Origin of the sequence: Streptomyces hydrogenans (assembly GCF_014656075.1) — a bacterium.
GTDB classification, from domain to species: Bacteria; Actinomycetota; Actinomycetes; order Streptomycetales; family Streptomycetaceae; genus Streptomyces; species Streptomyces hydrogenans.
Genome location: NZ_BNBS01000086.1, coordinates 1 through 20,840, shown reverse-complemented (window position 1 = coordinate 20,840; position 20,840 = coordinate 1). Strand labels below are relative to the sequence as shown.

At 74.7% G+C, this 20,840-nt stretch carries 20 protein-coding genes and 1 pseudogene; 5 read left to right on the top strand and 16 right to left on the bottom strand.

Features of this window, described 5'->3' with window-relative positions:
- Positions 1-48: 48 nt before the first annotated feature.
- From IE321_RS28945 to IE321_RS28890, 12 genes are all read right to left on the bottom strand, one after another.
- Positions 49-1,227 (bottom strand): amino acid:polyamine antiporter, encoded by a 1,179-nt coding sequence (locus IE321_RS28945; RefSeq protein WP_229916579.1) that lies wholly within the window; start codon positions 1,225-1,227, stop codon positions 49-51.
- Complete coding sequence (locus tag IE321_RS28940) at positions 1,227-2,510, bottom strand: lysine N(6)-hydroxylase/L-ornithine N(5)-oxygenase family protein (RefSeq protein WP_190225090.1); 1,284 nt, start codon at positions 2,508-2,510, stop codon at positions 1,227-1,229. Before IE321_RS28940 ends, IE321_RS28945 begins: the two co-directional genes overlap by 1 nt.
- Before the next feature lie 106 nt (positions 2,511-2,616).
- A complete protein-coding gene (locus IE321_RS28935; protein ID WP_229916577.1) occupies positions 2,617-3,819 on the bottom strand; it encodes an NAD(P)/FAD-dependent oxidoreductase in 1,203 nt (400 codons plus the stop codon).
- A complete protein-coding gene (locus IE321_RS28930) occupies positions 3,816-5,774 on the bottom strand; it encodes a class I tRNA ligase family protein (RefSeq protein ID WP_190225089.1) in 1,959 nt (652 codons plus the stop codon). The genes IE321_RS28935 and IE321_RS28930 overlap by 4 nt, the downstream gene beginning before the upstream one ends.
- A 44-nt stretch (positions 5,775-5,818) precedes the next feature.
- Positions 5,819-6,370 carry a DUF3291 domain-containing protein gene (locus tag IE321_RS28925; protein ID WP_043230762.1) on the bottom strand — a complete coding sequence of 184 codons (552 nt, stop codon included), beginning with the start codon at positions 6,368-6,370 and terminating at the stop codon, positions 5,819-5,821.
- A gap of 100 nt (positions 6,371-6,470) precedes the next feature.
- Positions 6,471-7,730, bottom strand: coding sequence for an NAD(P)/FAD-dependent oxidoreductase (locus IE321_RS28920; protein WP_190225088.1), 1,260 nt, complete (start codon positions 7,728-7,730; stop codon positions 6,471-6,473).
- A gap of 68 nt (positions 7,731-7,798) precedes the next feature.
- On the bottom strand, positions 7,799-8,509 hold the full coding sequence (locus IE321_RS28915) for a rhodanese-like domain-containing protein (protein ID WP_226652739.1): 711 nt from the start codon (positions 8,507-8,509) through the stop codon (positions 7,799-7,801).
- Entirely contained in the window at positions 8,500-10,137 is a 1,638-nt protein-coding gene (locus tag IE321_RS28910) for an AMP-binding protein (protein WP_190225087.1), read from the bottom strand. The genes IE321_RS28915 and IE321_RS28910 overlap by 10 nt, the downstream gene beginning before the upstream one ends.
- Positions 10,134-11,051 (bottom strand): alpha/beta hydrolase fold domain-containing protein, encoded by a 918-nt coding sequence (locus tag IE321_RS28905; RefSeq protein ID WP_226652738.1) that lies wholly within the window; start codon positions 11,049-11,051, stop codon positions 10,134-10,136. Before IE321_RS28905 ends, IE321_RS28910 begins: the two co-directional genes overlap by 4 nt.
- Positions 11,044-12,696, bottom strand: a complete 1,653-nt coding sequence (locus tag IE321_RS28900) for an amino acid adenylation domain-containing protein (protein ID WP_190225086.1) — start codon at positions 12,694-12,696, stop codon at positions 11,044-11,046. The genes IE321_RS28905 and IE321_RS28900 overlap by 8 nt, the downstream gene beginning before the upstream one ends.
- Positions 12,693-13,172 (bottom strand): GNAT family N-acetyltransferase, encoded by a 480-nt coding sequence (locus tag IE321_RS28895; RefSeq protein ID WP_226652737.1) that lies wholly within the window; start codon positions 13,170-13,172, stop codon positions 12,693-12,695. Before IE321_RS28895 ends, IE321_RS28900 begins: the two co-directional genes overlap by 4 nt.
- Positions 13,163-13,639 carry a hypothetical protein gene (locus tag IE321_RS28890; RefSeq protein WP_043230777.1) on the bottom strand — a complete coding sequence of 159 codons (477 nt, stop codon included), beginning with the start codon at positions 13,637-13,639 and terminating at the stop codon, positions 13,163-13,165. Before IE321_RS28890 ends, IE321_RS28895 begins: the two co-directional genes overlap by 10 nt.
- Positions 13,640-14,207: 568 nt before the next feature.
- Between IE321_RS28890 and IE321_RS28885 the strand changes: the two genes are divergently transcribed.
- Together IE321_RS28885 and IE321_RS28880 are read left to right on the top strand one after the other, a co-directional pair.
- Positions 14,208-15,479 (top strand): MDR family MFS transporter, encoded by a 1,272-nt coding sequence (locus IE321_RS28885; RefSeq protein ID WP_190225085.1) that lies wholly within the window; start codon positions 14,208-14,210, stop codon positions 15,477-15,479.
- Positions 15,480-15,750: 271 nt separating this feature from the next.
- Entirely contained in the window at positions 15,751-15,972 is a 222-nt protein-coding gene (locus IE321_RS28880; RefSeq protein WP_043230781.1) for a hypothetical protein, read from the top strand.
- A 49-nt stretch (positions 15,973-16,021) separates the two neighbouring features.
- Here the strand turns inward: IE321_RS28880 and IE321_RS28875 are convergent, their stop codons facing one another.
- Positions 16,022-16,558 carry a cysteine hydrolase family protein gene (locus IE321_RS28875; protein WP_190225099.1) on the bottom strand — a complete coding sequence of 179 codons (537 nt, stop codon included), beginning with the start codon at positions 16,556-16,558 and terminating at the stop codon, positions 16,022-16,024.
- 148 nt (positions 16,559-16,706) lie between these two features.
- Between IE321_RS28875 and IE321_RS28870 the strand changes: the two genes are divergently transcribed.
- Both IE321_RS28870 and IE321_RS28865 read left to right on the top strand, forming a co-directional pair.
- Positions 16,707-16,988, top strand: coding sequence for a hypothetical protein (locus IE321_RS28870; RefSeq protein ID WP_043230783.1), 282 nt, complete (start codon positions 16,707-16,709; stop codon positions 16,986-16,988).
- Positions 16,989-17,177: 189 nt separating this feature from the next.
- Complete coding sequence (locus IE321_RS28865) at positions 17,178-18,374, top strand: MFS transporter (RefSeq protein ID WP_190225084.1); 1,197 nt, start codon at positions 17,178-17,180, stop codon at positions 18,372-18,374.
- A gap of 53 nt (positions 18,375-18,427) precedes the next feature.
- Here IE321_RS28865 and IE321_RS28860 read toward each other — a convergent pair whose 3' ends face one another.
- From IE321_RS28860 to IE321_RS28850, 3 genes are all read right to left on the bottom strand, one after another.
- A complete protein-coding gene (locus IE321_RS28860; RefSeq protein ID WP_190225083.1) occupies positions 18,428-19,255 on the bottom strand; it encodes a class I SAM-dependent methyltransferase in 828 nt (275 codons plus the stop codon).
- A 101-nt stretch (positions 19,256-19,356) separates the two neighbouring features.
- On the bottom strand, positions 19,357-19,881 hold the full coding sequence (locus IE321_RS28855; protein WP_190225082.1) for a hypothetical protein: 525 nt from the start codon (positions 19,879-19,881) through the stop codon (positions 19,357-19,359).
- A gap of 2 nt (positions 19,882-19,883) precedes the next feature.
- A complete protein-coding gene (locus tag IE321_RS28850; RefSeq protein ID WP_308076757.1) occupies positions 19,884-20,498 on the bottom strand; it encodes an SRPBCC family protein in 615 nt (204 codons plus the stop codon).
- A gap of 130 nt (positions 20,499-20,628) precedes the next feature.
- Here IE321_RS28850 and IE321_RS28845 point away from each other — a divergent pair.
- Positions 20,629-20,840: pseudogene (locus IE321_RS28845) on the top strand (methyltransferase); the annotation flags it as partial.

Genomic DNA, 20,840 nt, shown 5'->3' with positions numbered 1-20,840 from the left:
CGTGCGGAAGGGAGGAGGAGCGCGGGGGTACGGGCCGGGGGCCGGGGGTCACGCACCGGACAGGGCCGGTACGCCGAGCACCGCCAGGCCCGCGAGCACCGCGACCAGCAGGAGCCCGGCGCACCGCAGCGCCGGCCCGCCGTGCCGGGCGGCCGCGCCGGCGCCCAGCGCGTAGCCGGTCAGCGCCGCCGCCGCCGGACCGAGCAGCAGCAGGGGTACGCCGCCGTCCCGGGCCCCCGCCCAGGCGAAGGCGCAGCAGGCCGCGCCGACGGCCACGACCAGGGCCCGCGCCGGGCCCCGCTCGGCGGAGCGCCGGCCGCCGGGGTACAGCCGGGCCGCGACCCGGGCCGCCGTGCTCACGTTGGTGAAGACGTACGAGGCGAGCACGGCGCCGGTGGCCCCGGCGAGCGCCCAGCGCAGCGGTGCCGGGGCGGGTCCCGGCGCCGCCCGTTCCTGGACCGCCGCGAGCCCCAGGTAGACGACGGCCACGGCGGCCGTCCCCAGGAGCACGCCCGCGGCGGTCCGCCCCGGTCCGGCCGCGGTCGCGGGAGCGGCGCCGGTGACGGCCTCCCAGCCGACGCCGGCGAAGAACAGCGCCGCGAGGGCCAGCCACAGCGCGCCGTCCGGCGTGAGCCCCGACGGCGCCAGCGGTGTGCCGGCCCACGCCGCAGGGTCGCCCGGCCGCGCCCACACGGCGCACGCGAGGGCCAGGACGCCGGTGACCCAGGGGCGCCACCGCAGGACCGGGGCCGGGAGGGTCCGCGGGCCGAGCGCCGCCGCCCCGGCCGCCACGGGCACGGCGAGGGCGAGCGGCAGCGTCTCCGTTCCCGCCCGGGGCGGCGCGCCGTCGGCCGCCGTCAGCAGGGCGGTCGCGGCGAACCAGGCGATCGCCGCCTGCCCGGCGGTGAAGGCGACCGCGAAGACGCCGTCCACCACCCGCTCCGCCCACGTGCCCAGCAGGGCGCCGACGGCCCCCGCCAGGGAGGCCGGGCCGATCCTGGCGCGGACCAGCGCGGCCAGCACCAGGGCGACCGCGCCGCCCAGCAGGACGTGCGCCGTCCAGACGAGGAGCCCGTCCCCGTTCGCCAGCGCCACGACGACGGGCGGCATGACGAGCATCCCGGCGCCGAGGACGCCCCCGGCCACCCGGGCCGCGAGCGTCCGCACCGGCCGCCCGGCCGCCGCCCAGGCGGCGGCCGACGGGCCGGCCGCTTCCGGGGGCTCCATCACGGGAGGCGCTTCCGGAGGCTCTCCGCGATGACCTTGGCCCGCAGCGACAGCAGGCTGAAGGAGCCGGCGTCGCCGATGCCGTGGCTGGACTCGCACAGGCCGTTGAGGAAGAGCGCCGGGGTGTCCGGCGCCACCGGCCGCACCTCGTAGTCCGGGCCCACCGACAGATAGCCGTGCGGGTCGAAGGCGAAGTCCGCGGCGAGCCCGCCCATCAGCGCGGGGACGCGCTCCTGGTGGGCGGCGGGGCCGAGGTCGCGGAAGCCGGTCGCGAGCACCACGAAGTCGGCCTCGTGCTCCTCCGACTCCCCGGTGTTCAGCTCGTCCACGGTCATCCGCACCCCGGTCCCGTCCACGGCGACCGCCCGGACCTGACGGCTGCCGCTGACGAAGACCCGCTGCTCGCCGTCGAGCCGCTGCTCGTAGATCAGCCGGTACAGCTCGCGCAGGACGTCCCCGTCGGCCGACGAGTAGTTCGTCAGCCGCATGTACTGGTCGATGGCGTCCTTCCGCTCGCGCGAGGCGCCGTAGTAGTAGTCCGTGAAGCCGGGGAAGTACCCCTCCTCGCTGAACGGACTGGTGTCCTTCTCGCGGAGCGTCAGCGACCGCACCAGCGTGGTGACTTCGGCCTTCGGGTAGCGCCGGGCGAGGTCGAGGGTGAGCTCGACGGCGCTCTGGCTGCCGCCGACGACCGTCACCCTGCGCGGCGCCCCGCCCGCCTCCTCCAGCTCCCGCAGGGCCGGCAGGTAGCGCGTCAGGTGGAAGACGCGCGGCGAGTCCACGGTGTCGAAGGGCTCCGGGACGAACGGGGCCCGCCCGGTGCCGATGACCAGGGAGCGCGCCTGGAGCGTCTCGCCGGCCGAGGTGGTGACGGTGTAGCGCGGCCGGCCCTCGGCGTCCCGCTCCAGGGTGACGCCGGTGACGTGCACCCCGTAGTCGACCAGCCGCTCGAAGTGGCCGGCGGCCCAGGTGACGTACTGCGCGTACTCCTTGCGCAGCGGGAACTCCACCGGGAGGTTGAGGTGGTCGAGCAGCCTCCCGTTCTCGAACAGGTAGTTGATGAAGCTGTAGCGGCTGCGCGGGTTGCGCAGGGACACCAGGTCGCGCACGGGGTGGTTCTGGATGTCCGAGCCGTCGAGCATCATCGCGCTCTGCCAGGACGGGCCCGGCCGGGCCTCCAGGAACCGTATGTCGAGGTCGTGGCCCTCTTCTTCCAGGGCGATGGCGAGAGCCAGGTTGGCCGGACCGAAGCCGATGCCGAGCACGTCGTGGCAGCGCGTCACTGTTCCCCCTTGATGGAATGCGGACAGAAGTGGTGGTGGAGCGGGCCCGGCGGCGCCGTCGTGCGGCGGTCGCGGGCGGTCGAACGGGGCCGTGCGGTCGGCCGGCTCAGGGGCCGGTGCCGGGACACGTGGTGCTTCCGGCGCCGCCGGGGCGGGCGTCGCCGGGACCTGTGCCGTGCGCGGCGCCGCCCGGGTCGGCCAGGAGGGCGGCGGCGATGCGGCGGCCGGCCTCCGGGGCGGTCTTGACGCCGCCGCCGTTCCAGCCGCGCACGGCCCAGACGCGCGGTACGCCGGTGCCGGTCAGCAGCCCGGAGGCCGGGCCGCCGTCCTCGGCGGGCGGGCCGTAGGCGTCCGCCGCGCGGAGGGTGTCGAGGTGCGGCGCGGTCGCCAGCCACGGGAAGTGGGGGGTGAGCGCCGCGAGGGTCGCCCGCGCGTGGGCGGGATCGGGGCGGGCGTCGACCGGCGCGTCCCACACCAGGTGGGGCATGCCGATCAGCGTCCGGTCCGCGGCGACCGGCTTGGCGTACAGACCGGTCCGCAGGTCCACGAAGGTCGCGTGGGCCGGCGCGTCGGGCCGCCGCCCGACGATGCTCACCTGGATGGACCGGGAGCGGACCGGGACGGCCGGCCGCAGCCCGGGCACCGGGTCGGCCGCCCAGGGGCCGACCGCCGAGACCACGGCCCCGGCCCGGACCGTCCCCGCGTCGGTGACCACCACCGGGTGCCCGCCGCGCGCCTCCACGGCCCGGACGCGGACCCCGCAGCGGACGACGGCGCCGTCGGCGCGCGCCTGCTCCAGCCAGTCCGCAGTGACCTCGGCCGGGGTCACGAAGCCCGCCTCCGGCTCGACCAGGGCGACCCCGCCGGCCAGCCGGACGCCCGCCGCCTCGGCGGGCCCCGCGACCACGTGCGCCGAGGTGCCGAGGGCCGTGTTGATCCGCCCGGCCGCCGCCCGTAAGGAGGCCTCCTCGGCGGGATCCGCGACGGTCACCGCGCCGACCGCGCGCAGCGGCGCCCGGCCCGACGCCCACTGTGCCGGGTCCCGGTAGACCGCGTGCTCGGCCAGGGCCAGGGCGGCGGTCGCGGGGTCCGGGTCGTAGGCGCGCACCATGCCGCCGGAGGGCCCGGTCGCCCCGGCGCCCGGCCGGGGCGCCTGTTCCAGGACGACGACGGACGCGCCCCGGCGCGCCAGGTGGTGCGCGACGGCGGCGCCGGTGATCCCGGCGCCCACCGCCACGACGTCCGTGACGGCGGGGAGCCCCCCGCCGTCACGGGAGCCGGCCGGGCCGGCCCCGTCGGGGTCGCTCACGACCGACCGCTCGCGGCGGGCGTGAGCGCGGACACGGGCGCGGGCGCCGTGCACCGGGTGCCGGAGGGCAGGAAGGACCAGTCGGCCTCGCGCACCGGCGTGCCCGGCAGCCCCAGCCACTCCCACGCCCGCTCGGCCAGGCCGGGCGTGACCGGCCAGGCCAGCGCGGCGAACACCTTGGCCGCCAGGTACTCCAGGGCCAGGCTGGTCCGCGCCTCCTCCGCCAGCGACGGGACCCGGCGGGCCACCTCCTCCGTCGCCCGGAACTCGGCGCAGCGCCGGACGAAGGACTCCAGGAGGTCGACGTAGCCGCGCGCGCTGAACGCCTCCGGCAGCACCAGGCCGTCGAGTTGACGCGTGGTCAGGTTGAGGTAGCGGTAGAACTCGCGGTGCGCGTCGGTCCAGGCGCCGGTGCCCGGCACCGCGCCGTCGCCCAGCGCCGCGAAGCCGTCGAGCCAGGCGTGCGCGGCGAGGTACAGCGGGTCCTCGGTCAGCCGGCCGGCGCGCTCCTCGGTGATCCGGGTGACGCGCCCCTCCGGGGCGTCGCGCAGCAGCGCCAGGCGCACGGCGTCCGGGCCGGCCGCGGCGAGCGCGTCGTCCGCCCAGACGGCGTGGCCCCGGCTGGTGGAGAACTTCTCGTCGCCCAGGTGCAGGAACTGGTTGGTGACGAACGCGGCGGGCAGGTGCTCGCCGAGCCCGGCCGCGAAGGCCAGGACCGGCAGCAGCACCGCGTAGTAGAAGCTGTTGTCGTAGCCGAGGAAGAGCGCGATCCGCGCCGGGCCGCCGTCCTCGGACTCCGACCGGGCCGCGTCCAGGAAGGTGAGGGCGAGGTCCGCCCAGGCGTCGAGGGCCCGGCCCTCGCCCAGGTCGACGCCCCACGCGGAGGTCCGGGCGAGCCGGTACGGCGGCAGCCCCTCGTCCAGCAGCCGCTCGACGAGGATCTGCAGGTCGGGCGAGGTGGAGGAGACCCGCAGGTACTCCCGCAGCTCGTCCGCGTAGGCGTTCAGGTCGAGCCAGAGCGCCCGCTCGGGGCGGGTGACGGCCGCCGTGCCGCAGATCCGGCACTGCACGCCGGTCAGCTCCCGGGCCTCGTTGGGCCGGCCGCACGCCTCGCAGATCTCCCCGTCGCTGGCCGCCTCGCAGTGCGCGCAGGCGCCGCGGGCGAACGCCTGGTGCAGCGACAGCTCGCAGCTCGGGCAGTACGCCGTCTCCCGCTCCTCCTCCGTCACCGCGGGCGAGGCGGCCACCAGGTCCAGGAGCTTCCGGATCCGCCCGGCGTGCTCCGGGTCCCCGGCCGGGCGGGTGAGCCGGTCGACGCCGACGCCGGCCGCGCGCAGGGTCGCCACGATCGCGTCGCCCTCGGCGGTGGCCACGTTCACCGGGGACGTGCCGCGCAGCCGGGCGGCGGCGGCCACGTAGGACTGGTGGTCGTCGGTGCCGGTGACGTACCGGGCGTCGCGGCCCATGCTGCGCAGCGCGCGCACCAGCATGTCGGCGCGGACGTACGGTCCGGCGAGGTGACCCAGGTGCAGGCCGCCGTTGGGCGTCGGCGGCGGGCAGAACACCAGCGTCCGGTCGGCCAGCTGGTCGCGCGGCGGCGCCTTGTCCAGGACCGCGACGGCGCTCGGGATGTGCTCCCAGTACACCGAGACGATGTCGAAGGGCTCGTCGTGGTCGTTGCGGATCTCGTGGAAGCCGAACGGCGACAGGTAGCAGACCTGGCCGGGACCCAGCTCGCGCTCCTCGTCCCCGAGCAGCACCACCGCCCGGCCCGCCAGGACGATGAACATCTCGCCGTCCTGGTGGGCGTGGCGCTTCGAGACGGTGTGCCCGGGGACGCTGCCGAAGACGGAGCCGAACGGCAGCCCCTCGATGTCGGAGGCGGACAGCATGGGTTGCAGGTGCATCTCGTAGGACCAGCTCATCGCCGACCGGTCGAAGGCACGCGTGATCAAGGGGACCCCCTGGTGGAGTGGTTGGGACGGAGCGGTGTGCGGCGTCAGGCGCCGGTGCCGCGCCGCTCGGCCGGACCGAGCCGCGTCGGGGCGCCGTCGGCGTCGAAGGGCCGGCGGAACGAGAACGCGAACGGCGAGGGCCCGTGGTCGTGCAGGTGCTCCAGCCGGGCGCAGGCGTCCGCCCAGGTGGGGGTGGTGTCGTCGGGGACCCACCAGGCCGCGTACGAGGGCCACTCGGGCTTGAGGAACCACTCGTGGCGCCGGCTCAGGGTGGAGCGGTGCAGCCCGTCGTAGACGAAGGCGAAGACGGAGTCGAGGTCGGCCCAGAGGGAGAGGGTCGACGCCCGGCTGTCGGTCTCGTTCGTCCGCCCGCCGGTGTAGAAGCGCGGCACCTCGAACTTGCCCCAGTCGCCCCAGTCACGCTGGAAGTTGGTGAGGTGGCTCTGGCCGGGGTCCTCCTTCGCCCGGGCGACGAAGCCGGCGGCGCGCTCGGCCTGCTCGAAGGTCGGCGGCGTCAGGTCGTCGAACTCCTGCACCTCGGGATTCCCGTACGGCTTCTTCAGAATCGCGAACGTCGTGAAAGCGACACGCGACATCGGCCTCTGTTCCTTTCCTGGTGATGTCCCGGGGATGTCCCGGAGTGGCCCGGCGAAATGCCCGGTGATGCCTTCGGCGGGGGTGGGGAATTCCTTTCGCCTATTTCCGCGCGGCACCCGAACCGCGGGCCATCAGTCCCCGCATGAAGGCGCGCTGGAATTCGGCGGGCAGCACCATGCGGCCGGTCAGGGCCAGGTACTTCTGGCTCAGTTCCGGGTTTCCGCAGATGGTCTCGAACATCCTCTGCCGGGTCGCCTCGTCCTTGTCGACGAGCGAGTCCCCGCAGATTCCCTCGGCGTGCGGCAGGACGGTCTTCTCGAACCGCTGCCGGTAGTCGTCCAGCCCGTCCCGCACGCCCTCCGCGTCCAGCGCGCGGCCGGCGAAGGCGTGGGCCAGCAGCTGCGCCGAGAGCAGCGCGAAGCCGCAGCCGACGCCGCTCATGGCGTCCAGCGACAGGGCCGCGTCGCCGACGAACGGCACGGAGCCGGCGACCGGTCGGCGGATCAGGCTCGGATAGTCGCCGTAGCCCAGCAGGGGCCCCTCCGGGACCGCGTCGGTCACCGGGGGCGCGTCCGGCAGGCCGTCGAAGTACTTCAGGAACTCCTGCATGCGGCCGTCCGCGCCGCGCCACCCCTCCACCCGCGACTTCTCCGCGAAGAGGACGAGTTCGGTCCTGCCGTCGACGAGCGGGTAACTGCACGCCAGGTCGCGGTCGTTCATCACGAACACCGAGCGGTTGTCCGCGGGGGCCGGGATGCCCCGGAAGTAGCCGAAGAGCGCGGCGCGTTCGTTGGGCCTGCTCTCCGCCTCGTTGCCGAGCAGTCCCGCGAGCCGGGAGCGCCGCCCGTCCGCCGCCACCACCAGCCGGGCCCGGTACCGCCGGGGGTCCCCGGACTCGCCCCGGGTCTCCAGGGTCCATCCGGAGTCGTCCCGCGCGAGCCCCTCCACGGCGGTGGCCTCGACGAACCGGACGCCGTGGCGCCGCGCCGACTCCCGGATCGCCGGGTCGAGGACCCGCCGCTCCAGGTTGAGCGCGTACGAGTCGGGCAGCTCGGGGTCGTAGCCGGTGCCGGGCGTCTCGACCACGCCGCCCGGCGTGACGAAGACGGCCTTGGTCGCCACCGAACGGGACGGCTCGCGGAGATGGGCCAGCCCGAGGGGGGCCAGCAGGGGCACGGTGTGCGGCTGCACGAAGTGGGTGCAGAGCTGCTTGTGGTACGCGTCGGGCGTGGCCTTCTTCTCGAAGACCGCGACCCGGTACCCCATCGTGCCGAAGTGGATGGCGGTGGCGCAGCCGGCGAGGCTGCCGCCCACCACCGCCACGTCCAGCGGCGCGTCGTCGTACTCCTCGGTGCTCATCCTTCTGCTCCCCACATCTCGGTCGGACGGACTTTCGGTGTGACCGCTCGGCTCCGGCACGGAGCCGGTCAGCACCCGCAGGCGGCGTGGTGGGCGTGCTCCGGCGCCGCGTGGCCCTCGGTCGGGTGGCCGTCCCGCTTCCACCAGTCGAGGCCGCCGATCAGCTCCTTGACCCGGAAGCCGGCCGTGGCCAGCTTGATCGCCGTCTTGGTGGAGGCGTTGCAGCCGATGCCGTCGCAGTACGTCACGTACAGCGGCGCCTTGGACAGGCCGGCCAGCGAGTCCTGGGAGATCGAGCGGTGCGGGATGCTGATCGCGCCGGGGATGTGCTCCGCCGCGTACGACTCGCTGCTGCGCCCGTCGACGACGACGAGGTCCTGGCCGGCCGCGAGGGCGTCCCGGAGGTCAGCGGAGTCGGTCTCGTACGCCAGCTTGGCCTGGTAGTGGGCGAGTTGGGCGCTGTACTCGCCCGCGTCGCCGGAGGTCGCGGCGGCGGCCGCGGGCTGCGGGGCCTCCGGCTCGCCGAGGAACCGGTCGGCGATCGCGTACAGGTCGCCGAGGGTGCTCGGGGTGACGAGCGAGTCGGCGTGCTCGCCCAGGTCGACCCCGCAGTCCTCCAGCAGGGTCACGAGGACGCTGATGGTCAGCAGCGAGTCCAGACCCAGGGTGTTGAGCGGGGTGGTGTCGGGCAGCGGGGCGAGGTCCACCGGCTTGCCCAGCGCCGCCTCCAGGTACTCGGCGACCTTCTCCTTGACCGTGTCGTTCACCGCTACGGGCATGTCTCCACCTCATCGATAGGCTCGGCGGCGCCGTCGGCCGACAGCGCGACGTACGGGGTCCGGGCGTGCTGGGCCGCTTCGGCGAGCCACCGGAGCAGCTCGCGCTCCTCGGGCTGCGGGGCGGGCGCGGCGGGCGTCCAGGCCAGCAGGGCCGGGCGCAGGGGCTCGGGCAGGTGGCCGCGCAGGTGCGCGGTGACCTCGGCGAGCGTCCGGGGGTCCTTCGACGCGACGGCGAGGGCGACGGTGTCGCGTCCCTCGCGCCGCACGGCCGCGGCGACGGCCCGCTCGACGCCGCCGCAGCCGAGGGCGGTCCGGGTGATCTCGGCCAGGTGGGTGCGGCGCCCGGCCAGCCAGGTGATCCGCTCGTCGTGCCGGCGCAGCACCAGCGCGCCGTCGGCGTCGCGGACGCAGGTGTCGCCGGTCCTGAACCAGCGGGTCCCGTCGGCCTCGACGACGACCCGGGCGGTCTCCCCGACCTGGTCGAAGTAGCCGCGCATGACCTGCGGCCCGCCGACCCACAGCTCGCCCTCGGCGCCCGGTCCCTCGGCCTCGGTGCCGTCGTCGCGCACCAGCCGCGCCCGCACGCCCCGCAGCGGTGTGCCGACGGGGCAGGGGGTGTCGCGGTCGGTGTCCGCCGGGCCGACCGGGTGGCTGAAGGCGAAGATCGTGGCCTCGGGCGGGCCGAACGCCTGGACGACCCGGGTCTCCGGCAGCTCGCGGCCCCAGACGCGCAGCACGTCGGGGTGGCAGACCTGGGCGCCGGTCATGACCAGTTCGAGCGCGGGCAGCTTGGCCCGGGTGATCTGGCGTCCGTCGCCGGTGATCAGGCCGAGCATCACGGTGACCGCGAGGAGGTGGGTGATGCGCTGCCGGGCGATCACGGAGCGCATGACGGCGCCCGCCGGGAGGCTGCGGAACTGGTGGACGAAGGCGCCCACCGACAGGGGGAGCAGGGTGTCGAGGAGCGACACGTCGAAGTGGAAGGGGGAGAGGCTCAGGACGCGGGAGTCCGGCGTGCAGCGCAGCACCTCGTTGTGGCCGGTGAAGTGCGCGAAGAGGCCCTCGGCGGTGATCTCGGCGCCCTGCGGCTCGCCCGTCGCCCCGGAGGCGAAGACGATGTACGCGACGTCCTCCGGGCCGTGCGCGACGGTGGGGTGCGGGGCGGCGGGTCCGGCGAGCACGCCGGCGAGCCGTTCGCCGCCGAGCAGGAGGGCGCCGGGGGCCGGCGGCTCCCGGTCGCCCAGGGTGAGGACGGCGGCGGGGCGCAGCCGGGCGAGCAGGGCGCGCAGCCGGTCCTCGGGCTCGGTGGCGTCGAGGGGGACGTAGACGGCGCCGCGCTTCCAGATGCCCAGGATGATCATGGGCATGACAGACCTTTTCTCGGCGAGGACCACCACCCGGTCACCCGCGCCGATCCCCTCGGCGGCCAGCCGGCCCGCCAGCGCCAGGGCGCCCGCCTCCAGCTCGGCGAAGGTGTGCGTCACCGTCCCGTCGTCGATCGCGGGGCGGTCCGGCCACCTGCGGGCCGGCGCCGCCAGCAGATCGCCCGGGGCGGGCGGCGGTCCGGCCGCGCCGGCGGGATCGGTCGACCACGGCGGCAGGGCCACCGCACCGGTTCGGGCTGTCACGGGCGACCCCGTTCGTCGAGAGGGAAGGCGGTCCTGGCGATCTCGGTGACGGCGCTCCCGGCCGAGGCCAGCCGTCCGGCGTACAGGCAGAAGTCGTGCGGGAGGTCCGGGAAGTGCCGGTGGCGCAGGCCCGGCGAGCGGGCGGCGGTCGACGCGGCCCAGGCGAGGCCCTCGTCGCGGAGCACGTCGCAGCCGGCGGTCACGATCGAGCACTCCGGGAGCCGGGCCAGGTCGCCCTCCGGCAGGTCCATCGGGTCGAAGCCGCGGGCGGCGAAGAAGGGGGCGAGGAAGGAGGTGAAGAGCCGCATCGCGTCGCGGTCGAGGAAGTGGCCCTCGCCGAAGGCCCGGTAGGACGGGCGCTCGGTCCGCAGGTCGAGGACCGGATAGAGGAGCACGATCCGGGAGAACGTCCCGGGCAGCACCCGCAGGGCGAGGTAGAGGGAGAGGAGTCCGCCGACGCTGTCGCCGGCCAGCACGATCGGACGGTCGGTCAGGGTCCGGCAGCGTAAGGAGATCCGCTCGGCGAGCAGCTCCACCGACTCCTCGACGGTGTGCTCCGGCGCCTTGAGGTAGTCGAACGCCTCCACCGGGGAGCGGAGTTCGCCGGCCAGGCGGCGTAAGAAGGGCTGGAAGACGGCGGTCGAGTAGTAGACCATCCCGCCCCCGTGGACGTAGAGCACCCACGGGGCGTCCGCGTCCTCCCGGGCCGGCCGGACGGTGACCGAGTGCGGCCCCGTCTCGACCGCGGCGCCGTCGTCCGGATCGGCCGCGCCGCCGAACCGGGCGATCCAGCGCTCGGCGTTGGCCCGGTCCTCGGTGAGCGAGCCGGTGGGCCCGGGCGCCCCCATGATCCTCCGTGCGGCGGCGAGCCGCCCGAACTCGGGGTGCAGGAGGGCGGTTTCCGTATCAGGCATGGCCGTCCTCGTCGACGGGCTCGGCGTCCCCGTCCGCGGTGAGGACGAAGCGGGTCGCGCTCGACGCGCGGGCCGCGTCGGCCAGCCGCCCCATCAGCAGCTTCTCGTCCGTCTTGCCCGTGGAGGAGACGCTGAGCTCGGGCGACCAGGCGACCACGGTCGGCAGCATGTAGGAGGGCAGCAGCTCCGCCAGCCGCTTCTCCACGTCCGCCACCACGGCCCGGTCAGGCGCCATCACCACCAGGGCGATCACGTCGTGGCCGAGGCGCTGGACGAGGGCGACGGCCGCCCGCTCGACGCCGGGGCAGCTCAGCACGGTCTGCCGGATCTCGCCGAGGTGGATCCGGCGGCCGGCCAGCTTCACCTCGTCGTCGTTGCGGCCGCGGAAGACGATGTCGCCGTTCTCGTCGTAGCTGCACAGGTCGCCGGTGCGGTAGTGACGGACGCCGTCGACCTCGACCACGCGCCGGGCCGTCTCCTCCGGCTGGCCGTAGTAGCCGCGCATCACCTGCTCGCCGCCGATCCACAACTCGCCGACCCGGTCCGGCTCGTGTACCTCGGTGCCGTCGTCCATGATCCGGGCGACGACGCCGCGCAGCGGCCGGCCGATCGGGTAGGAGGCGACGCGCTCCGGGTCGACCCGCTCGATCTCGTGGGCGACGCACACGATCGTCGCCTCGGTCGGCCCGTAGACGTTGATCACCCGGACCTCGGGCAGGCCGTCCTTCCAGACGTTGATGACGCCGGGGTCGCAGACCTCCGCGCCCGTCATCACCATCTCCAGCCGCGGGAAGTTCTCCCGGGTGACGTGCTTCCCGCCCTCGGTGATCATCGTCAGCAGCGTGGAGACCGCGATCAGATGGGTGATCCGCTCGCGGGTGATGACCGCCCGCATCACCGCCCCGGCGTGCATGCCACGGAACTGGTGGACGAACGCGCCGAGCGACAGCGGCAGCAGCGTGTCCTCGATCGACACGTCGAAGTGGAACGGCGACAGGCTGAACACCCGCGACTCCGGCGTGAACCGCAGCACCTCGTTGTGGTTCCCGAAGTACGCGACCAGGTTCGCGACGGTGATCTCCACGCCCTTGGGCTCACCCGTGGAGCCCGAGGTGAAGATGATGTACGCGGTGGCGTCGGGGCCGTGCGGCACGGTCGGCCACTCCCGGGCCGGGCCCGACAGGATGCCGTCCAGCTCCGTCCGGCCCACCCAGCGCCCGTTCTCGGCCACCGGCTCCCGGTCGTCGAGCGCGAGCACCACCCGCGGGTCGAGCCGGCCGAGCAGCCCGCGCAGCCGCGGCACCGGGGCCGTGCCGTCGAGCGGCACGTAGACGGCGCCGCACTTCCAGATCGCGACGGCCAGGACCGGCACGAGCGCACTCTTCTCGGCCAGGATCGCCACCCGGTCGCCCGGTCCGACGCCCTGCCCGGCCAGCCAGGCCGCGAGCGTCGTGGCCCGCCGCTCCAGCTCGGCGAAGGTCAGCCCGAGCCGCCCGTCGTGCAGGGCCGGGCGGTCCGGCCAGGCCGCCGCCGCCGTGCGGACGAGGTCGCCGAGCGCCGGCGCGGGGCGCTCCCGGTCGGCGGGATCGATCGACCACGGGGGCAGCGCCACCCGGGAGTCCGCCGTCGCGGAACCCTGCGTCACGAGAGACCACCCGCCCCGACGTCGTAGCTGAAACGGACCTTGTCCTTGGTGGCGGCGCCCATGCGCCGGTAGAAGCCGATGCCCGACTCGTTGTCCGGCGGCGTCTGCCACTCGGCCCAGCCGCACCCCTCGGCGGCCGCGAACTCCCGCAGCCGCTCCAGGAAGACGCGCCCGAGCCCCAGGCCGCGGTACGGCTCCTGGAGGTACAGGCAGTCCATGTACGCGAACCGCCGCGCGCTCCAGGTGGCGAAGTCCGTGGTGACGGTCATGAAGCCGCAGGGCCGGCCGTCGTCCAGCGCGACCCAGCCGTGCAGCGCGGGGCGCTCCGCGAAGAACGCCGCGCGCCAGCGCTCCACCTGTCCGTCGTCGGTGAACTCCGCCTTCTCGTACGCCGCGTGCTCGACGCACAGCGCGAGCAGCGCGTCCAGCTGGTCCGGCTCGATCGGCCGGACCTCGATGTCGTGCTTCACACCCACCCCGAGAAGGTCGTCTCCAGATACGCGTCGAGTGCGTCCCGGTCGGCACTGCCGCGCGCGAGCACGGTGTTGACCCAGGCGTCGCGCTCGTACTTCACGACTTCCAGCTCCCAGACGCAGGCGATCAGGTCCCGCTCGGCGAGCGGGGCGAAGACCGTGTTCCCCTCCGCGTCGGTCACCGCTCCGCGCACCCAGTGCTTGAGCATGTCGGCGTCGTACCACTGGCTCACCAGCAGATACGTTCCTTCCATGCCGTGGTGCAGGATCAGGAAGCCGGCCGGGTGGTCCCCCTCGCCCGGCGGTCCGCTCAGCACGGTCGCCGCGTGCCGCTCCAGCCACTCCGGCTTCGGCACGTCGTCCGCCCGCTCCGGGTCGGCGAACATCGCGTACGCCTTCAGCGTCCGCCCGTTCACGTGCACCGGGGGAAGCGCCTTCACCAGACGCGGTACATAGGTCAGGGGATTCATGCGGCGGTGGTCCCCGCCCGTGGATCGTGCTCCAAGTCCGTCATGTTGCTCTTCGCCTCCGAACCGTCGTTGGTCATCCGTACGGAACGTGCCTTGTACACCTAGGAGAATCGGGGGATCCGCCACTGCCGTGTCCCGTACCTGGTCAGGGTACGAATGGCTCTGACAGATCCTCATAAATAGCGGTAGATCAGTGCATGGGGCCGGTGCGCGAGTAAGATCATAGAGACTGAGAGGGCGCGGCGAAAGCCCCCGCTGACCTCGTCATTTGCGTGTCACCTCGTCATTTCCCGGAACTTTGCACGTACTTGGGATTCGGGCCGCAGACCAACGTAGCGCCAAGTGGAGAACACCGGCACTCTTCCGCCGAAAGCTTCCCTATCCCGTCGGTGAACCCCATACGGGGGCGGTTCGCGCATGGATCTCCGCGACGTGTCCGAGAGGTGAGTGGCGCGTTCCCGCCTTTCGCGGAACCGCCGTGGCCGGTATTCATTCGGTGTTCGGACCGGCGGAACGCGGGTCTCGTACCATCCACCCCGTCCACGGGTCTCACCACGAAGGGGAACGCATGCGATTCCAGCCACTGACGAGGGCGCGCTCCTCACTCGTCACGACCTTCGGCGGGCTCCCGTCCGGCTTCTGGTGGCTCTGGACCGCTCAACTCATCAACCGCGCCTGCGGCTTCGTGATGCCCCTCCTCGCCTTCTACATCACCGAGGAGCTGGACCGCAGCGCCGCCTTCGCCGGCACCGTCGTGGCCGGCATCGGCGTCGGATCCCTCGTGGCCGGGCCCTTCGGCGGTGCCCTCGGCGACCGCTTCGGCCACAAGCCGACCCTCGTCGGCGCGCTCGGCGCCACGTCGGTGAGCATGATCGCCCTCGCCTACGCCCGCTCGCCGTGGGCCCTGCTCGTCGGTGCCTTCGTCGTCGGCGTGACGAACAACGCGACCCGGCCCGCCCACAACGCGCTGATCGCCGACGTCATCCCCGGCAAGGACCAGGTCCGCGCCTACTCGCTCAACTTCTGGGCCATCAACGTCGGTTACTCGATCGCCATGCTCTCCGTCGGTCTCGTCTCGCTCACCGGCTACACCGCCCTCTTCTGGCTCAACGGCGCCACCACCCTGATCGGCGCCGTGATGATCGCGACCCGCGTCCCCGGCCGCGCCACGACGACCGCGCCCACCGAGGCCGAGGAGGCGGAGGGCTTCGGCGCCGTGCTGCGCGACCGCGCCTTCGTCGCCTTCGTCGCCGCCCAGTTCCTCGTCCTCACCGTCCTGCTCCAGTCGGAGAGCGGCCTGCCCATCGCGATGGGCCAGGACGGCTTCTCGCCGAGCACCTACGGCCAGGTGGCCGCGCTCAACGGCATCGTGATCGTCACCGTGCAGCTGCCGCTCACCCGCCTCTACAAGCGGTTCCCCGAATCCTGGGTGCTGGCCGGGTCGTCGGCGCTCATCGGCGTCGGCTACTCGGTGCTCCTCTTCGGCCACACCGCCTGGATCTACGCCGCCTCGATCATCGTCTGGACCCTGGGCGAGATCGGCAACACCCCCACCAGCTTCGCGCTCGTCGCCCGGATCTCCCCGGCTCACCTGCGCGGCCGCTACCAGGGCCTCTACCAGGTCGCCTGGACCGGCTCCGCCGTCGTCGCGCCGCTGGTCGGCGGCTGGGTCATCCACACCTGGGGCGCGGCCCCGCTCTGGATCGGCTGCCTGGTCGTCGCCGTAGCCGCGGCCGCCGCCCAGTTCGGCATCGGCACCCGCCTCACCCGCCGCGTCAAGGACGTGGAGCAGCCCGAGCCGGAACCCGCCGCGAGCGGGGCGGCCACCGAGAAGGGGTGACCGAAAGGGACCGGACGCGCCTCCTGCCGTCCGGTCCCTGCCGTCCGGTTCCCGCGGGTCGGTTCCCGCCCTCCTGTTCCCGCCGTTCGGTCAGGCTGCCCGGTTCTCGCCTCGCGGCTCCCTCCGTCCGGTTCCCGCCGTCCCGTTCCCGCCGTCCCGTTCCCGCCGTCCCGTTCCCGCCGTCCCGTTCCCGCCGGGAACCTCCCGGCCCGCCCGCGCGTCTCCCCTCCAGGAAGCCGTGATCCATCGTGTGCGACCCGAGTGAGGTGCCATGCGGACGACGAACGACCCGAACACCCTGGAGACCACCCTGGCCGACGGCCGGCGGATGACCCTCTCCCTTCCCGCCACCGGCTCCGGCTGGGCCGCCGACGGCCTCGCGGCCCTCCGCCCGGTGCGCCCCACCCACACCGGCCGCGGCGCGGAACCGCCCGCGCTCCCCGAGCGCCCCGCCCTCCCGCTGGAGGTCGCCCTCCTGGGCTTCGCGCTGTAGACGGAGCCCGAAGCCGAAGCCCGAACCGGGACCCGTAGCCGCAGCCCGGTCAGAACGTGACGTCGGCCGCGTCCACGATCCGGCCGCCCATGTTCCGCTCGATCATCCGCAGCGCGGCCCCCGCGAGGTCCTCGTGGATGTGGGCGACCGCGTCCCGGGGGACCGTCACCCGCAGGTGGCGGATGTGCGCGTCCAGGGCGGAGTAGAGCACGCACTGCTCCGTCACCTGGCCGGTCAGCACGAGCTCGGTCACGTCGAGGGAGCGGAGCAGATAGGCGAGCGGCGTCTCGTAGAAGACCGAGTGGCGCGCCTTCACGACGAACATCGCCTCGTCGTCCGGCCGGACCGGCTCGACCAGGTCCGGCCGGCGGCCCGCGAGCGCCAGGTCGAGGATCTCGCCGTGGTGGGAGCGCCACTGCCCGAAGTTGTCGTTGGCGTAGACGACCGGCGCCCCGGCGACCCGGGCCCGCCGCAGCAGCCGGCTGATCGCGGGCACCGCCGCCGTCACGGACGGCACGAGCCGGTCCGCGTCCTCGTGCTCGTACGTGTTGAGCATGTCGATCACGACGAGCGCCGCGCGCGTCATCACGGTCACCACCCTCCGTCTCGTCCACCGGTACTCCCGGCATACCGGCACGGCCCGCCGCGCGCACCCGGAGCGGGTGCCGTCCCCGGCCCCGCGTGGTGTGCTGGTGGGGAGGGGGTGGAGCATCGCCTCACGAGGAGGAAGGGCCATGGCGATCCTCGTCCACGCCGTTCTCGACGGAATCAGTGCGGATCAGTACGACACGCTCAACGCCAAGCTCCAGGAGACCCCCGAGATCTTCGACGGGTGCGTCGCGCACGCGTGCGTGGCGACCGAAAGCGGCCTGGAGATCTTCGACATCTGGGCGAGCGAGGCGCAGATGCGGGCCTTCGCGGAGAAGATGATGCCGGTCGCGGTCGGCCTCGGCTGGCCCGAGGGGCCGATGCCCCGCGTGCTGGACGTCCACAACCACTGGGTGCCCGGCGGCTGACCCGGCCCGTCCCGCACGGCGGACGGCGCCGGGCGCCTCCGCACACGGCGCCCGTCCGCCCCTGCCCGTCCGCCCTCTCGGTCCTCCGCTCGCCCCGCCCGTCCGCGCGTGCCTTCCGTGCCGCCGCCGGTGTGGCCGGTCCGCCGCGCTGCCGAGGGCGGAGGGGGCGCGCGGGTTACGGTCACCGCTATGGCCGGTGATCGACGCGGGTGGCTGCGGTGTCTGCTCGGCGGAGCGGTGTTCGTGGTGTGCATGGCCGGCACCACGCTCCCGACCCCGCTCTACCCCCTGTACCAGGAGAAGTTCGGCTTCTCCGAACTCACCGTCACCGTGGTGTACGCCGTGTACGCCTTCGGTGTCATCGGTGTGCTCCTCCTCGCGGGCAACGCCTCCGACACCATCGGCAGGCGCCCCACCCTGCGCTGGGGTCTCGCCTTCGCGGCGGCGAGCGCCGTCTGCTTCCTGTGCGCCGACGCCCTCGGCTGGCTGTACGCGGGCCGGCTGCTGTCCGGGCTCTCGGCGGGCCTCTTCACCGGAGCCGCGACCGCCTACGTGATGGAGCTGGCCCCGCCGGGCGGCACCGCGCGCGCCACCCTCGTCGCGACCGCCGCCAACATGGGCGGCCTCGGCTGCGGGCCGCTCCTCGCCGGGCTCCTCGCCGAGTACGCGCCCGACCCGCTGCTGCTGCCCTTCGCCGTCCACCTCGCCCTCGTCGCGGTCGCGGCGCTGGTCCTGCAGTGGCTGCCGGAGACGGTGGCGGAGCGCCGGCCCCTCGGCGCCGTGCGTCCCCGCAAACCGGCCCTCCCGGCCCGGGTGCGGGCCGTCTTCGTGCCGGCGGCCGTCGCCTCCTTCGCCGGCTTCGCCCTCTTCGGGGTCTTCACCTCCGTCAGCCCCGCCTTCCTCGCCCGTTACCTGCACGTCGACAACCACGCCGTCAGCGGCATCGTCGTCGCCCTCGCGTTCTTCGCCTCCACCGGCGGGCAGGTCGCCGCGGGGCGCGTCGGGCCCAGCCGTTCGCTGCCGCTGGGCTGCGCCGTCCTCTTCGCGGGCCTCGTCCTGCTCGCCGTCGCCCTCGCCACGGACCTGCTCGTCTTCATCGTCCTCGCCGCCCTCGTGGGCGGCACCGGGCAGGGCCTCGCCTTCCGCGCGGCGCTCTCCGCCGTCGCCGCCGCCTCGCCCCCCGACCAGCGGGCCGCCGTCATCTCGTCCCTCTTCGTGGTCGCGTACATCGGCATCTCGATCCCGGTGATCGGCGTCGGCCTGCTGGCCGACCCGCTCGGCCTGGAGGGCGCCGGCCTGGTCTTCATCGCCTGCATGCTGGTCCTGGTCGCCTCCGCCGGGGCCTACCTGCTGCGCCGCGCGCGAGCGGCCGCGCCGTCGTCCTAGAGGGCGATGTGTCCTTCGGATCGTGCCGGGTGGGCCGGACCCGACGGGAATCGTCAGACGCCCTGGTCCTTCGTGCCCCACACCGTGAGCATCCCGGCCGACAGCGCCGCGCACTCCTCCGACTCCAGATAGCGCACCGCCCCGTCGAGGTCCGCGTCGTCCACCAGGCCCGTGGCGGTCATGGCAGCCCTGCTCCGCTGCCAGGTGTCCGCCCAGAACCGGCTGATCGGGCTGCCGGGCACCAGGGGCGGCACGTGGAGCTCGGCGCCCACCCGGCGCAGCCCCGCCGAGCGCAGCAGGGACGGGTACGCCGGCACCCAGGAGACGTCGGTGCCGATGGTGTCCTTCAGGCCCCGCCACATCGCCCGCATCGCCCGCGTGTACGGCGTCCCGGGCGCCACCTCGCTCGTCAGGTCGACGGCGTCGCTCAGCACCAGTACCCCGCCGGGCTCGACCAGCTCGGTCAGCCGGGCGAGTACCCGCTCCCGCTCGGGCAGGTGCATCAGCACGAACCGCGCGTGGACCAGCCGGAACCGTCCGGGGCCGAAGTCCGGGGCGGTGACGTCGGCCTCCAGCAGGTCGAGGCCCGGCACCGGCCGCGCGGCGAGGAACCGCACGTCACGGTCGACCGCCAGCACGCTCGCCACCCCCGCCTCGCCGAGGAGCCGCCGGGAGACGGTGCCCGTGCCGGCCCCCACGTCGAGGCAGCGCCAGCCGGGCCCGGCGCCGAGCGCCGTCAGCCGGGCCATCGTCGGGTCGTCGTAGACGAGGGCGCCGTAGTCGATCCGCTCGCCCTCGCCCGGCCGTCCGGGCGGGAAGACGGCCTCGCCGTAGCGCCCGCCGCCGGGGTGCTCGGACGGGCTCGGGTCGCGCGGTTCCATGGGCGGGGGTCCTCTCGACGGGACGGCGGCCCGGCCGGGGCCGCCGTCCCGTCGATCCTCGCCTCAGGCCGTCGCGCCCGCATCCGAGGCGGCCGTCCGGCTCACGCCCCGACCGGGGGATGCCGGTCGGGGGTCCCGCTCAGGTGGACCAGGCGGACGTGGTGGTCCACGCGCGCCAGCTCGCGCCCGTGACCGTCCGTCAGCCGCCCGGTGATCCGATAGAGGCCGCAGTGCGCCCGGCCCTCCGGCATCCGCCGCGGGGGCAGCCACACCTCGTACGGCCCGCCGCCGCGGAAGCCGCCGAGCAGGGTCCGCGTGGTGGCCGGTCCCCGCCCCTCGCGCGTCCGCCGCTCCTCGTAGGTGAGCCCGTCGACCGCCCGGTCCGACCGGAAGGTCAGCCCCACGCTCACTTTCGTGCCCTCGCCGAGCACCAGCGGTTCGTCGTGGTCCGGCCCGCCCTCCAGGGCCACCGTGAGCCGGCCCCACTCCTCGGTGTGCAGGGCGACGTCGAGGAGCCGGAAGCCGGGGCGGTGGCCGGGGGCGGAGCGGGTGGCCCCGCCGGGTCCGGAGCCGCCAGCCGGATCAGGGAAGGGGGCGGGGCTCGGGCCTGGGCCGGTGTCGTTCACGACTACACGGGTCCCGGGTACGGCGGGCCCGCGGGGGGCGGGGGCGGGGCGTCGGGCCGCGTCGTGGCGTCGGACGGGAGCGGGGAGCGGCCGGGCGGCGGGGGGATGTCGTCGTCCGGCACGGCCGCGTCGGCGGGTGGCGTGTTGCCGGCGCTGTCGGCGGGACGCAGTCGTCCGCGCCAGCCGCCGGTCGCCCGGTCCCGCTCCTCGATGAAGTGCTTGAAGCGGTGCAGGTCGCCCTCGATCCGGTTCTCCACGACCCCCATCGCCTTCGCCGCCCGGTCCGCGATGCCCGACGCCTCCACCTCCATCGACAGGCTCACGCGCGTGTGCGCGTCGTCGACCCGCTCGAAGGTGACGACGCCCTTCTGCTTCACGTCCCCGCCGACCGTCCGCCAGGCGATCCGCTGGTCGGGAAGCTGGTCGACGATCTCGGTGTCGAACTCGCGGGTCGCGCCCGCGATCTTGGTCCGCCAGTGGCAGAGCCGGTCGTCGAGCTGGCGCACCTCCTCCACCCCGTCCATGAAGCGGGGGAACTCCTCGAACTGCGTCCACTGGTCGTAGACCTCGCGCAGCGGGGCCTCCACCTCGATCGTGTCGTGCACCATCTCGGTCATCTCCTGCTCTCGGCTGAGCACCTGTCGGCGCGCGGCTACCCGCGCCCGCGTCCCGTAACCGCCGTCCCCCCCCGCCCGGCTCCGCCCGCCACGCGCGCGTGGCGGCGTCGGGCGGGGGTACCCGCGCGAGATGAGGCCGAGCCGCGCACGGACCACGAGGACGACCGGACCGCCCGGGGCGTGCGCGCCCCCGGGCGACAACGCCCCGCTCCCGGAGAGCCTCGCGGGCGAACGCCCGGCGCGCGGCGCCCGCCCGCTCGACCCGAGCACCGGCACCGGCCCCGGCGTCCTCGCGATCGCGGCGGCCCGCCGGGGCGCCCGGGCCACCGCCACCCCGGCCGC